Source organism: Mesobacillus sp. LC4, assembly GCF_053543455.1.
Genome location: NZ_JBGCUB010000002.1, coordinates 673,076 through 685,602 on the forward strand (window position 1 = coordinate 673,076; position 12,527 = coordinate 685,602).

Sequence of the window (12,527 nt, forward strand, 5' to 3'; positions counted from 1 at the left end):
AGTAATGTTAGATTGAAGGGTTGAGACCAGATGAAATACTCACCTAAAGATATACAACTGATCAAAGACCAGCTAGGCAGCCAATCGTTAACGACCATTGCCCGAAAGTTGAATCGAAGTATTACGGCCCTTGAATTGAAAATTACCAGAATGGGGCTTTCCCATACGAAATCCTGCACAGGAATGCTGACCGCCGGCGAACTCGCTAAAATCCTCAAAGTTGACCGAAACACCGTTATGCAGTGGATTCATAACCATGAATTGGGCTATCATCAGCGAATTACCCGGAATAAAAAGAGATTTACGTTTATCAACATAGATGAATTTTGGATATGGGCAGAAAAAAACAGGCATAAAATCGACTTTTCCAAGCTCGAGCCTGATGAACTGCCGCCTGAACCAGGATGGGTTGCAAAAGAACGCACCATAGCACGGCAAACCACGAATTATAAAGCATGGACCACGCACGAAGAAAAGCAGGTCCTCGAATGGTACTGCTGCGGAAAAACACTTTCTGAAATCTCTGAGATGCTTGGACGGACACGAGAGTCCAACCGCAAGAAAATTAAACGCCTCACAGAATAAACTTCTATGTAAAAAAGCCTACAATTTATGGTAATTACTATTTACTATTGTAATACTTGTAAAATAATAGTATATTTTTCCTGCAATAGTATTGTTTAATATTTACAGATTGTTCTATGTCCCCAGGAGGATTGTATATGGATATTTATGTTGCCAGGCAGCCTATATTCGATATGAACGAGAAGACTGTTGCTTATGAATTATTATATAGGAACAGCTCGGTCAATAATTATCAGCATACTGATGGGGATCAGGCCACAACAGATGTGATTGTGAATAGTTTCTTGAATATTGGTGTCAAAGACTTATCAAACGGCAAGCCTTGTTTTATTAATTTTACTGAAAAATTATTGAAACTGGGTGTTCCATCCTATTTCAATCCATTATCCATCGTGGTGGAGATTCTCGAGACAGTAGAACTGAATGAAGATATTCTCGGGATCTGCAAAGAGTTGAAGGCACATGGATATACCATAGCGCTTGACGATTTTTTTGTTTCGCAGTGGAATGAATTGACGGTCCAGCTATTGGATTATATTGATATCATCAAGATTGATTTCCGTTCGACGAAACGAGCGGACAGGCAGGAAATGATTCGGTTTATCAGTGGCCGGGACATAAAGTTTCTCGCTGAAAAAGTTGAAACGATTGAAGAATATATAGAGGCGAAAGAAGACGGATTTGTCTACTTCCAGGGATTTTATTTCAGTAAACCTGTCATCCTGAACAGCTATGATATTCCATCATACTATCATTCGTATTTTCAGATTTTAAAAGAAATCGAGAGTCCTGAGCCTGATCTTGAGAAGATTAAAGATGTGATTGAAAGGGATATCTCCCTTTCCTATAAATTGTTAAGACTGATTAATAATCCGGTTTTCAGGCCAAGGAATGAGGTTTCTTCCATTAAGCAAGCCATCATACTGCTAGGCTTGAATGAAATCAAAAAATGGATTTATGTTCTGGCGATCAGGGGAGCAGACAAAGACTCAGGCGGTTCAAAGGAACGGGAAATCATTGAACTATCACTGAAGCGCGGGAAGCTGGGGGAATTGATCGGCAGGAAGGTCGGCAGAGAAGTGCTGGCCTCAAAATACTTCCTTCTCGGAATGTTTTCTTTGATGGATTCCTTATTGCATCATCCGATGGAGGATCTTCTTGAAGACTTGCCGCTAAGCAATGAGCTGAAGGCTGCCTTATCAGGTGAAAAGAACGACGAATACATGATGCTAGAATTTTTAAAGGAAATCGAACTCGCTTTCCACGAGGATCTCGAGCTGACGTTTAATCCTACCAAAATGACAATGGAGGAACTGTTCAGGCTCTATGGTGAAGCGAGCGACTGGGCTACAAAGGTCTTAAGTGAAGTGAATCCTTAACATGGAGCATGCCGGCGCATGCTTTTTCTTTTTGCAGCTATAAAGGTTGGATAAGATAGAAGGGCCGCTGCTGATATAATATAAGCGCGATAAGCTTTATATGAGGAAGATTCTTGTAACCAGCCTCCAAACAAGTTATATTTTTAATAGGATATTTAAAATTTCGTTAATTCTCTGAATGAGGTGTTTAATCCATTGGTGCTGAAATATTTGTCCGCACTGTTGCTGCCTGGTTTCATGGTTGTTTTTTTTACCAGGGTTGCCTATAATCACATCCTTGCGCTTGTGTTGACAGTCGCTTTGATTGCGGCTTCTGTTTATAAAGGGTACACAGATTCTTTTCTGCTGATTGTCGTTGATGCTTTTTCATTGACGTTGGGCTTTTTTCTGGCGAACCAGATGATGAAGCGCAACAAAAAGCAGTCATAAATTAAAAGTAAGCCTGTCGAATTCTGTTCGGCGGGTTTTTCTTGTTTTACAAGGGATTTACCTGATTTAATCAAACGTTTGATGAACAAACATTCGACTTACTACTACAATCTTATTAAAAACTATGAAGTTGATTCGAATGTTTGTTCGCTTTTTGTTGGTTTGTTTTACCTTCTTTGTGGTAGAATGAGGATATGACTTTTTGACAGCTATGTAAGGCTTATATAGATGAAGCTCTTTTCGATATAGTTACTGATTCAATGAATCTGAATTGTTTACGAAAAGTGCCTAGAAATTTCAAATTACAGGAGGCTTTTCTGTGAAGGACCAATTTGAATTAGTCTCGAAGTATTCTCCGCAGGGAGACCAGCCTGCCGCCATTAAAGAACTGGTGCAGGGAATCCGCGATAACAAGAAGCACCAGACGTTGCTTGGCGCGACAGGAACGGGCAAGACATTCACGATTTCCAATGTGATCAAGGAAGTGAACAAGCCGACGCTTGTCATCGCCCACAACAAGACATTGGCCGGGCAGCTCTACAGCGAGTTCAAGGAATTTTTCCCGAACAATGCGGTTGAGTATTTCGTCAGTTACTATGATTATTATCAGCCAGAAGCTTATGTGCCGCAGACGGATACATTCATTGAGAAGGATGCGAGCATCAATGATGAGATTGACAAGTTGCGTCACTCTGCTACATCTTCTTTATTTGAGCGTAAAGATGTCATCATCATTGCCAGTGTATCCTGCATATACGGCCTCGGTAATCCAGATGAATACCGTGACATGGTCGTGTCACTCCGGACAGGGATGGAAATTGAGCGGAACAAGCTGCTCCACAAGCTGGTCGATATCCAGTATGAACGGAATGACATTGACTTTAAGCGCGGGACGTTCCGTGTCCGCGGCGATGTAGTCGAGATTTTTCCGGCATCCCGTGATGAACACTGCATGAGGGTCGAGTTTTTTGGCGATGAGATTGACCGGATTCGCGAGGTCGACGCGCTGACTGGCGAGATCATTGGCGAACGTGATCATGTCGCGATTTTCCCGGCGTCCCACTTCGTTACACGTGAAGAAAAAATGCGGGTTGCCATCGAGAACATCGAAAAGGAATTGGAAGAACGCCTGGAGGTACTTCGTGCCGAGGAAAAACTTCTTGAGGCGCAAAGGCTCGAGCAGCGGACAAGATATGATCTTGAGATGATGCGTGAGATGGGCTTCTGCTCCGGCATCGAAAACTATTCACGCCACCTGACGTTGAGACCGGCCGGTGCGACTCCATATACTTTACTAGATTACTTCCCGGACGATTTTATGATCGTTGTTGATGAGTCACATGTTACATTGCCGCAAATACGGGGAATGTTTAATGGTGACCAGGCACGTAAACAGGTGCTGGTTGACCACGGTTTCCGCCTGCCGTCAGCGATGGATAACCGCCCGCTGACATTTGCAGAATTCGAGAAACATGTCAAACAGGCCGTGTTCGTATCGGCGACTCCAGGTCCGTATGAACTGGAGCATACTCCAGAGATGGTCCAGCAGATCATCCGCCCGACAGGATTGCTTGACCCGACAATCGATGTAAGGCCGATTGAGGGCCAAATAGATGACCTGATCGGCGAAATCCAGGAGCGGACGAAGCGGAATGAGCGTGTCCTCGTAACGACGTTGACGAAAAAGATGTCCGAAGACCTGACGGATTACCTGAAGGAGATCGGCATCAAGGTCCAGTACCTGCACTCTGAGGTCAAGACGCTCGAGCGGATTGAAATCATCCGTGAGCTCCGTCTTGGGAAATATGATGTGCTCATCGGGATCAATCTATTGAGGGAAGGCCTTGATATTCCTGAGGTTTCCCTGGTCACCATTCTCGATGCTGATAAGGAAGGCTTCCTTCGTTCCGAAAGGTCGCTGATCCAGACGATTGGCCGTGCGGCGAGGAATGCCAGCGGACATGTCATCATGTATGCAGACAAGATGACCGATTCGATGGAAAAGGCGATCAGTGAAACAAAGCGTCGCCGTGAGATCCAGGAAGAATATAACCTAAAGCATGGCATCACACCGCAAACGATCCAGAAGAGTATCCGCGATGTGATCAGGGCGACGATTGCTGCCGAGGAGCAGGAAGAGTACAGCCCGGCAGAAGGCCTGAAGAAATTGACGAAGAAAGATCGCGAGCAAGTGATTTTAAATATGGAAAAAGAAATGAAGGAAGCGGCAAAGGCTCTCAATTTCGAACGGGCAGCTGAGCTGCGTGACCTCATTCTTGAGTTAAAAGCGGAAGGATGACGATAATATGGCTATGGATAAACTGATTGTCAAAGGCGCCAGGGCCCATAATTTGAAAAATATAGATGTCACCATTCCGAGAGACAAGCTTGTTGTACTGACAGGACTTTCCGGTTCAGGAAAGTCCTCGCTTGCATTCGATACCATCTATGCTGAAGGACAGCGCCGCTATGTGGAATCTTTGTCTGCATATGCGCGCCAGTTCCTGGGTCAAATGGACAAGCCGGATGTTGACTCGATCGAAGGATTATCCCCGGCGATTTCCATCGACCAGAAAACAACGAGCCGTAATCCGCGTTCGACGGTTGGAACGGTGACAGAGATATATGATTATTTACGATTGTTATTTGCAAGGGTGGGCCGTCCAACCTGCCCGATTCACAATATAGAGATTTCTTCACAGACAATTGAGCAGATGGTCGACCGTGTGCTTGAATATCCGGAAAGGACCAAGCTGCAGATTCTTGCGCCCCTCGTATCCGGAAGAAAGGGTACGCATGCCAAAGTCCTCGAAGATGTGAAAAAGCAAGGCTATGTCCGTGTCCGTATTGACGGCGAGATGCATGACCTTGGAGACGAAATCGAACTCGAGAAAAACAAAAAGCATTCGATTGAAGTCGTCATCGACCGTATTGTCGTCAAGGAAGGCATTGCTGCACGTCTGGCGGACTCTATGGAAGCTGCGCTTAAGCTAGGCGAAGGAAATGTTCTCATCGACGTAATCGGAGAAGAAGAGCTGATGTTCAGTGAGAACCATGCCTGTCCGATCTGCGGTTTTTCAATCGGCGAGCTTGAGCCTAGGATGTTCTCTTTTAACAGTCCATTTGGTGCTTGTCCTGAATGTGACGGACTTGGTGCGAAGCTGGAGGTTGATGTTGACCTCGTCGTTCCAAACAAGGAGCTATCATTGAAGCAGCATGCAATCGCTCCGTGGGAACCAACAAGTTCTCAGTATTATCCGCAGCTGCTTGAAGCGGTCTGTAATCATTATGGAATCGACATGGACGTACCGGTGAAAGATCTGCCTGACCATGAGATGGACAAGATTCTCTATGGCTCAGATAAGGATCGTATCTATTTCCGCTATGAAAATGACTGGGGCCAGGTCAGGGAAAACTATATTGTTTTTGAGGGCGTCTTGAAAAATATCGAGCGCCGCTATAAGGAAACAGGCTCTGATTATATCCGTGAACAGATGGAAAAGTATATGGGTGAGCATGCCTGCCCGACTTGTAAAGGGTATAGGCTTAAGCGTGAAACGCTGGCTGTTCTTGTAGACGGCCGCCATATCGGTGAAGTGACGGCATTATCGGTAGAGGATGCCCATCAATTCTTTCAGAACCTTGAGCTTTCGGAAAAAGAAATGAAGATTGCTAATATGATTTTCCGCGAGATTACGGAACGTCTTGGCTTCCTGATCAATGTCGGATTGGATTACCTCACAATGAGCCGTTCTGCTGGGACACTTTCCGGTGGGGAGGCACAGCGTATCAGGCTCGCAACCCAGATTGGCTCTCGTCTCACAGGTGTCCTGTATATTCTCGATGAGCCTTCCATCGGTTTGCATCAGCGCGACAATGACAGACTGATCGATACGCTGAAAAACATGCGCGATATCGGCAATACGCTGATTGTCGTCGAGCACGATGAAGACACGATGCTCGCAGCGGACCATCTGATCGATATCGGTCCTGGAGCGGGTGTCCATGGCGGTGAAATCATTTCGCAGGGAACGCCTGCAGAAGTCATGAATGATCCAAACTCACTGACAGGGAAGTACCTTTCTGGTAAAAAGTTCATCCCGCTGCCGATCGAGCGCCGTAAACCAGATGGCCGCTATATCGAAATCAAGGGTGCAAAGGAAAACAACCTGAAAAACGTCAGCGTGAAGTTCCCGCTTGGAACCTTCATGGCGGTGACAGGCGTTTCCGGTTCTGGTAAAAGTACGCTGATCAATGAAATCCTGCACAAATCGCTGGCAATGCAGCTGCACCGAGCAAAAAGTAAACCAGGCGAATTCAGGGAAATCAAAGGTGTCGAGCATCTCGATAAGGTCATCGATATTGACCAATCGCCAATCGGCCGGACACCAAGATCGAACCCGGCTACTTACACCGGCGTGTTCGATGATATCCGTGATGTGTTTGCAACAACAAATGAAGCAAAGGTTCGCGGCTATAAAAAAGGCCGTTTCAGCTTCAATGTAAAAGGCGGACGCTGTGAAGCCTGCCGAGGCGACGGCATCATCAAAATCGAAATGCACTTCCTTCCAGACGTTTACGTGCCATGTGAAGTCTGCCACGGCAAACGATACAACCGCGAGACATTGGAAGTGAAATATAAAGGAAAGAATATTTCCGATATCCTTGATATGACGGTTGAAGCAGCGGTGGAATTCTTCGCGAACATTCCGAAGATCGCCCGCAAGCTGCAGACGATTTATGATGTCGGACTAGGCTATATCACTCTCGGCCAGCCAGCGACGACCCTTTCCGGAGGGGAAGCGCAGCGCGTCAAGTTGGCTTCTGAGCTTCATCGCCGTTCCACCGGCCGTTCGCTGTATATCCTGGATGAGCCCACAACAGGCTTGCATGTCGATGATATTTCCCGCCTGCTTGTTGTCCTTCAGCGTCTTGTTGAAAATGGTGACACCGTGCTTGTGATCGAGCACAACCTCGATGTCATCAAAGCTGCGGACTATATTGTCGACCTCGGACCTGAAGGAGGAGACCGCGGCGGTACAATCCTTGCCACCGGAACACCAGAAAAGATTGCCGAAGTGGAAGAATCCTATACCGGCAGATACCTGAAGCCGATTCTGGAACGCGACAGGCTGAGGATGAAAGAGCAAATTGTGGAAAAAGAAAAAAGCACAAGCAATGCATAATAGAATTTTTCGCCCTTCCGTTTGAGGAAGGGTTTTTTGTTTTATAAAAAGACTTTGATTTTACAAAATTAGGATGATGGTGCAATTATGGCCTGTAAGCGTGCAATTATCACCGATCATCGTGCAATTACGATGAGTATCCGCGCAATTAAGCATTGCGAGTAAGAGAATAATTTTTCCAGTTAAAGAAATCAGCGAAATATCCTGTAAAAAACTGCTCAAGTAGCACCAAAACTGCTCAAGTATCACGAAAACTACTCAAGTAGCATGAAATCTACAAGGAAATCCCCTATAAAAGGCATTCACACAACTTTCACGAGCCTTTATGCGTTATAAACAAGGGATAAATCACAATTTGTCGAACTATTTTCATAAAGATATGAAACTTCCAGGATTCCCGAGCGTATTAATTTCTAAGGAGATGAAGAGGATGGATACGAAAAGGATTCTGTCTGCTTTGTGCTATTTCAGTGTTATGTTTGCCGGGATATTGTTTCCGCTCGTTGCTTATTTGGCATCCGAGGATGAAGATGTAAAGTTTCATGCGAAGAAGGCATTGCTGTCGCATCTCATTCCATTGATCCCGCTGCCGCTTATTGTGGTAGCAGCTTTAGTCGATTTTACAGGAGGGACAGGGGAATTCCCTGTGTTCATGTTCAGCAGCGCTATTTTAATGGTCATACTGAGTCTGATCGTGTTGATCTGGAATCTGGTCAAAGGGATAAAAGTGCTTAATATAAATTGAGGAGGATGGAAATGATGAAGGAAGAACGTAAACGGATTCTCAAGTTAGTTGAGGAAGGGAAAATGACAGTTGAGGAAGCTTTATTCCTGATCGAGCAAATGGAACAGGGGAACGCGCAAAGCCAATCAACGGCACTATCTACCGACGTAAAGGTTGATGAAAGCAAGAAGGATGAGTTTAAGAAGGAAGACTACACTACTTATAAATTCAATACTGTGAAAGACAAGGTGCTCGACTTTGTCGATTCAGCATTCAAAAAAATAAAAGACTTCGATTTGGATCTTAATTTCGGCCAGTCTATCGATATCACGCATATTTTTCAGCAGGGTGATGCCTATCTGAATCAGGTGGATATTGATATGGCAAATGGATCTGTAAAGGTTGTGCCATGGGAGCAAAAAGATGTGCGTATCGAGTGCAGCGCAAAAGTATACAGAGTGGAAAACCAGGATGAGGCGCGCAGGAAGTTTTTAGAGGACGCGATTTTCACAATTGAAAACCAGAAGCTCCGTTTCTCGGTCCAGCAGAAGTGGATGAAGGTTGATGCGGTCATCCATATCCCCAAAGAAGAGTATGAAACTGTTCGAATTCGTTTGTTTAATGGCTCCATCGAAGGTGAAAACTTAGCAATAAAGGATTTTCGCGCAAAAACTGCGAACGGAAAAGTTTTGCTTGGAAATCTTGAGTGCGGCAAGCTCGAGACAGAAACAGCAAATGGACAAATCAACGTATCCAGAAGCGCAATCAAAGAGTTTGAAGCTGAAACAATTAATGGCGCGATCAAGGCAGATGGCTTTTTTGACCAAGTCGATCTTCAATCTTTCAATGGCAATGTCACATGTACGGTGAAAAACCAGGATTGCGAAAGTGTGGAAGTGAAGGCGACTACCGGAAGCATCGACGTATTCTTGCCAGAGAAAACGCCAGCCAGCGGGGAGTTGAAATCAAATCTTGGCGGTTTTACAATTGAACTCGACGGCATTCAAGTCGTTGAGGAGAAAAGCGATATGGTCCAAAAGAATTTGCGTTTCAAGCCTGCCGACAGTGGACAGAAAGCTGTCAGGCTCTATGCGGATACAAAAACCGGCTCCATCGCAGTGAAGAAATTAATCCAATAGTTTTTTGTAACAGGAAGGGTGAACGAAATGAAATTAACCCGCTCACGGAAAAATCGAATGCTGGCAGGGGTGCTCGGCGGCATGGCTGAGTCCTTTGGAATGAGTGCGGCACTCATACGGATATTATTTGTGATCTTGACGTTCAGTACTGCATTCTTTCCAATGGCTATGATCTATCTTGTGCTAGTGTTCGTATTGCCAAACAAGGAAGGCTATTAAAGATGAGATGGCTGTTAGGAATTGTCATTAACGCTGTTCTCTTCATGGCTCTTGCTGGCTACTTCGAGGATGCTATTTATCTTTCAGGATTTGGTGCCGCTTTGGGAGCAAGCTTCATTCTATCGATCCTGAATGTACTTGTTAAGCCAATCTTGATTCTGCTGACGCTCCCTGTGACAGTGCTCAGCCTAGGGCTTTTCTTGTTTGTCATCAATGCCGTCACGCTGATGCTGACGGATAGTTTGATGGGAAGTTCCTTCGAGATTTCCAGCTTCGGCATGGCGCTGCTCACGGCCATAATTATGTCAATCGCGAACCTGATTATCCAGAACACGTTCTTAAGTAAATCAAAAGAGTAGAGAAAAGGCCGGCACCAATGTGTCGGCCTTTTAATTATTCTTTGTCGATATAGACATCAAAGCCCGCTTTTCTTAATCGCTCAGCAAGCTCTTTAGCGTTTTGTTCATTATCGAACGCTCCAGCCTGGACTTTAAACAGCCCTTCTCTCTTGGCAGGGGCATTGGCTTTTGCGGGAGGCGGAGCTGGCACTGGTGCAGGAGCATTGGCTTTGCGCTGCAGCTTGAACTGCTCAGCCAATGCCTTCACGATGCCTTCTGCAATCGTTCTGCGGTAAGTTTCTGAACGCAGTAATTGTATTTCATTGCGGTTTGTCATGAAGCCGCACTCCACCAGCACGGCGTCCATTTCTGTTTCCCTCAGGACATGGAAGTCTGCTGTTTTTACACCACGGTTTTCGAGACCCGTCGAGACCACAAGGATACGTTGGATTTTTTGGGCCAGTTGATAAGCCACAGGAGGCCTTGTTGGATAGACAAATGTTTCGATTCCGCCAACATTGCTCCAGCCTCCGGTGCCAAAAGCATTGGCATGTATTGAAACAAATATATCTACATTCAAGTTGTTTGCCTTATCTGTCCTAGCCTTCAATGATACATCCTTCTGATCAGAATGAGAAAAATACACGGTGACATTCTTATAGTTGGCCAGCAGCTGTCTGGCATAATTAGCAACAGCTCTGTTGAACTCATATTCTCTCATGCCATCAGGACTTCGCTTACCCGGGGTGTTGTAGCCATGCCCAGCATCAAGCATGATTTTCAAAATGATCACACCTTCCGATAAAAAGATTTCCTCATCAGTATATATATGACCAAAGGCTGGAAAAGGACATAGTGACACAGGATAAAACTGGACTCAAAGTGAATGTTGCTCTTTTAGTCTCGTTCGGAGACTTGCACCTTCCTCATAACAGTCACTATTTATTCAATTCAAAAATGTCCTCAACCCTCTGTGAGATAAATTCATGGGCGTCCTGGATTCCGATGTTATAAAAGTGTGGTGCAAGCTTATCAGCAACGAACTCTAGGATCAGCAAGGCAGCCAAATCGCCTAGTTCCTCTCCGCGTTCTTCTAGGAAATATCTCTTGATTTCGTCCGTCATCTGGGTCTTCGCGTGATCATCGATCTTGAAGTTCTTCAACATGTTATCTACTCCTTGTTTTATGTATTACCCTAATTGTAAGCGAGTCAGACAAATATTTCGACAGAAGGGTTCGATTATTTCCGTGGAAATAAGCATTCCTTTTTCGACATTCTGTAAAAATAAGCTTTCGTTAAAATATAAGGCTGTTTTCGTAAACTCTGTTGTCCTGGATGAAAAGCAGGTTTAACTTCGAAAAAGACCTATAGAGTGCAGCCTTTTGAAAGAGTAAAAAATATAAGGGGAAGTTTTCCGGTTATTTTTAAAATAGAGCTATTTTAAGCTGAAATAAGCGAAGTTTTTCCGTCTATTCAATTAAAAGTCCTCAATTTCTGTTGTTTAAAATCCAATAGGCGGAATTTCTCCGTCTATTCCCGCAAATTTTTAACTAGTGTCCTAAATAGGCGGAATTCCTCAGGCTATTTGTTCAGAACAAATCATAAAAAGATAGAACTAAATAACAGTGCCTCAGGAAAGAGTCAAATAAAAAGAGACCCAAAATGGATCTCTGAAAATACTCATCCACGCTGCATGGTGTGGACGAATTTATATCGGTCGGCACGATAGGCAGACTTAACGAATTCGAATGGTGTGCCATCTTTCAAATGTGAAGTCCTGAGGATCAGCAGGACAGGGGAGCCTTTTTCGATTTCGAGGAGGCGCAATTCCTGTTCCTTAGCGATCGACGCTTCTATCTGCTGTATGGCTTCGTGGATGGTCAGTGATAATTTTTCTTCGATATACTGGTAAAGCGACTGGTTGATAATGTCTTCTGTCAATCCTTTGACCAGGTTGGCTGGCAGATAGGTGGTCTCAAGGGCCATTGGTACATTGTCTGCTAGCCTGACACGTTTGATTTCATATACTGGAGTGTTTTCATTTACCTTGAGGCGCTCGGCAATTTCCCGTCCGGATGGAATGATTTCAAACGAAACGAGTTTGCTTCCCGGAGTGAAGCCTCGTTCTTTCATGTCTTCCGTGAAACTTGTCAATCCCTGCAGGCGTTGTTCGACCTTCTTTTTATTCACGAATGTGCCTTTGCCTTTTTGTCGGTACAAATATCCGTCATTTACAAGATTCGTCAACGCCTGCCTGATGGTCATCCTGCTGATTTGGAACATATCTGCATAGACCCGTTCAGAAGGAATCGTTTCATCTGGCTGGAGTTCGCCGCTGTCAATCTGGGCTTTGATATATTCCTCTAGTTGGTGGTAAATAGGTATGGGTGAACTTTTATCAATCATAAGTCATTCTCCTGACTGCTTGCATTTTTCCGTCTTCTGTCTCCGGAATAATCGCCTATCTTCAGAGGCTATTTCTGCATTGCTTGCATTTTTTAGACGCTGTTCCTGTTTGTCTTCTAAC

12 protein-coding genes are annotated in these 12,527 nt (G+C 44.8%); 9 read left to right on the forward strand and 3 right to left on the reverse strand.

The window, feature by feature from the left end; translation table 11 throughout:
- Window positions 1-30: 30 nt before the first annotated feature.
- The 9 genes from AB5I83_RS09585 (at window position 31) to AB5I83_RS09625 (ending at window position 10,020) form a co-directional block, all read left to right on the forward strand.
- Complete coding sequence (locus tag AB5I83_RS09585; RefSeq protein WP_448974847.1) at window positions 31-585, forward strand: helix-turn-helix domain-containing protein; 555 nt, start codon at window positions 31-33, stop codon at window positions 583-585.
- Between the two features lie 137 nt (window positions 586-722).
- A complete protein-coding gene (locus AB5I83_RS09590; RefSeq protein ID WP_448974849.1) occupies window positions 723-1,964 on the forward strand; it encodes an EAL and HDOD domain-containing protein in 1,242 nt (413 codons plus the stop codon).
- A 195-nt stretch (window positions 1,965-2,159) separates the two neighbouring features.
- The gene (locus AB5I83_RS09595; RefSeq protein ID WP_448974851.1) at window positions 2,160-2,393 is read left to right on the forward strand and encodes a CsbA family protein; all 234 of its coding nucleotides are present in this window, start codon (window positions 2,160-2,162) and stop codon (window positions 2,391-2,393) included.
- Between the two features lie 319 nt (window positions 2,394-2,712).
- Entirely contained in the window at window positions 2,713-4,692 is a 1,980-nt protein-coding gene (gene uvrB / locus AB5I83_RS09600; protein WP_448974853.1) for an excinuclease ABC subunit UvrB, read from the forward strand.
- 7 nt (window positions 4,693-4,699) lie between these two features.
- Window positions 4,700-7,579 (forward strand): excinuclease ABC subunit UvrA, encoded by a 2,880-nt coding sequence (gene uvrA / locus AB5I83_RS09605; protein ID WP_448974855.1) that lies wholly within the window; start codon window positions 4,700-4,702, stop codon window positions 7,577-7,579.
- 430 nt (window positions 7,580-8,009) lie between these two features.
- Window positions 8,010-8,324 (forward strand): DUF4870 domain-containing protein, encoded by a 315-nt coding sequence (locus tag AB5I83_RS09610; RefSeq protein WP_448974857.1) that lies wholly within the window; start codon window positions 8,010-8,012, stop codon window positions 8,322-8,324.
- Window positions 8,325-8,335: 11 nt separating this feature from the next.
- On the forward strand, window positions 8,336-9,442 hold the full coding sequence (locus AB5I83_RS09615) for a DUF4097 family beta strand repeat-containing protein (RefSeq protein WP_448974859.1): 1,107 nt from the start codon (window positions 8,336-8,338) through the stop codon (window positions 9,440-9,442).
- Between the two features lie 27 nt (window positions 9,443-9,469).
- Window positions 9,470-9,661 carry a PspC domain-containing protein gene (locus AB5I83_RS09620; RefSeq protein ID WP_226085859.1) on the forward strand — a complete coding sequence of 64 codons (192 nt, stop codon included), beginning with the start codon at window positions 9,470-9,472 and terminating at the stop codon, window positions 9,659-9,661.
- Window positions 9,662-9,663: 2 nt separating this feature from the next.
- The gene (locus AB5I83_RS09625) at window positions 9,664-10,020 is read left to right on the forward strand and encodes a phage holin family protein (RefSeq protein WP_448974862.1); all 357 of its coding nucleotides are present in this window, start codon (window positions 9,664-9,666) and stop codon (window positions 10,018-10,020) included.
- A gap of 34 nt (window positions 10,021-10,054) precedes the next feature.
- On the opposite strand, the gene AB5I83_RS09630 is transcribed toward AB5I83_RS09625, so the two are convergent.
- The 3 genes from AB5I83_RS09630 to AB5I83_RS09640 form a co-directional block, all read right to left on the reverse strand.
- Window positions 10,055-10,774, reverse strand: coding sequence for an N-acetylmuramoyl-L-alanine amidase (locus AB5I83_RS09630; RefSeq protein WP_448975278.1), 720 nt, complete (start codon window positions 10,772-10,774; stop codon window positions 10,055-10,057).
- Window positions 10,775-10,937: 163 nt separating this feature from the next.
- The gene (locus AB5I83_RS09635; protein ID WP_226643323.1) at window positions 10,938-11,165 is read right to left on the reverse strand and encodes a DUF2164 domain-containing protein; all 228 of its coding nucleotides are present in this window, start codon (window positions 11,163-11,165) and stop codon (window positions 10,938-10,940) included.
- 515 nt (window positions 11,166-11,680) lie between these two features.
- Window positions 11,681-12,406 carry a GntR family transcriptional regulator gene (locus AB5I83_RS09640; RefSeq protein WP_448974864.1) on the reverse strand — a complete coding sequence of 242 codons (726 nt, stop codon included), beginning with the start codon at window positions 12,404-12,406 and terminating at the stop codon, window positions 11,681-11,683.
- Window positions 12,407-12,527: the final 121 nt, after the last annotated feature.

Coding starts and splice junctions, on each gene's coding strand:
- AB5I83_RS09585 (WP_448974847.1), top strand. CDS start 31: ATGAAATACTCACCTAAAGATATACAACTGATCAAAGACCAGCTAGGC.
- AB5I83_RS09590 (WP_448974849.1), top strand. CDS start 723: ATGGATATTTATGTTGCCAGGCAGCCTATATTCGATATGAACGAGAAG.
- uvrA (WP_448974855.1), top strand. CDS start 4,700: ATGGCTATGGATAAACTGATTGTCAAAGGCGCCAGGGCCCATAATTTG.
- AB5I83_RS09610 (WP_448974857.1), top strand. CDS start 8,010: ATGGATACGAAAAGGATTCTGTCTGCTTTGTGCTATTTCAGTGTTATG.
- AB5I83_RS09615 (WP_448974859.1), top strand. CDS start 8,336: ATGATGAAGGAAGAACGTAAACGGATTCTCAAGTTAGTTGAGGAAGGG.
- AB5I83_RS09620 (WP_226085859.1), top strand. CDS start 9,470: ATGAAATTAACCCGCTCACGGAAAAATCGAATGCTGGCAGGGGTGCTC.
- AB5I83_RS09625 (WP_448974862.1), top strand. CDS start 9,664: ATGAGATGGCTGTTAGGAATTGTCATTAACGCTGTTCTCTTCATGGCT.
- AB5I83_RS09630 (WP_448975278.1), bottom strand. CDS start 10,774: ATGCTTGATGCTGGGCATGGCTACAACACCCCGGGTAAGCGAAGTCCT.
- AB5I83_RS09635 (WP_226643323.1), bottom strand. CDS start 11,165: ATGTTGAAGAACTTCAAGATCGATGATCACGCGAAGACCCAGATGACG.
- AB5I83_RS09640 (WP_448974864.1), bottom strand. CDS start 12,406: ATGATTGATAAAAGTTCACCCATACCTATTTACCACCAACTAGAGGAA.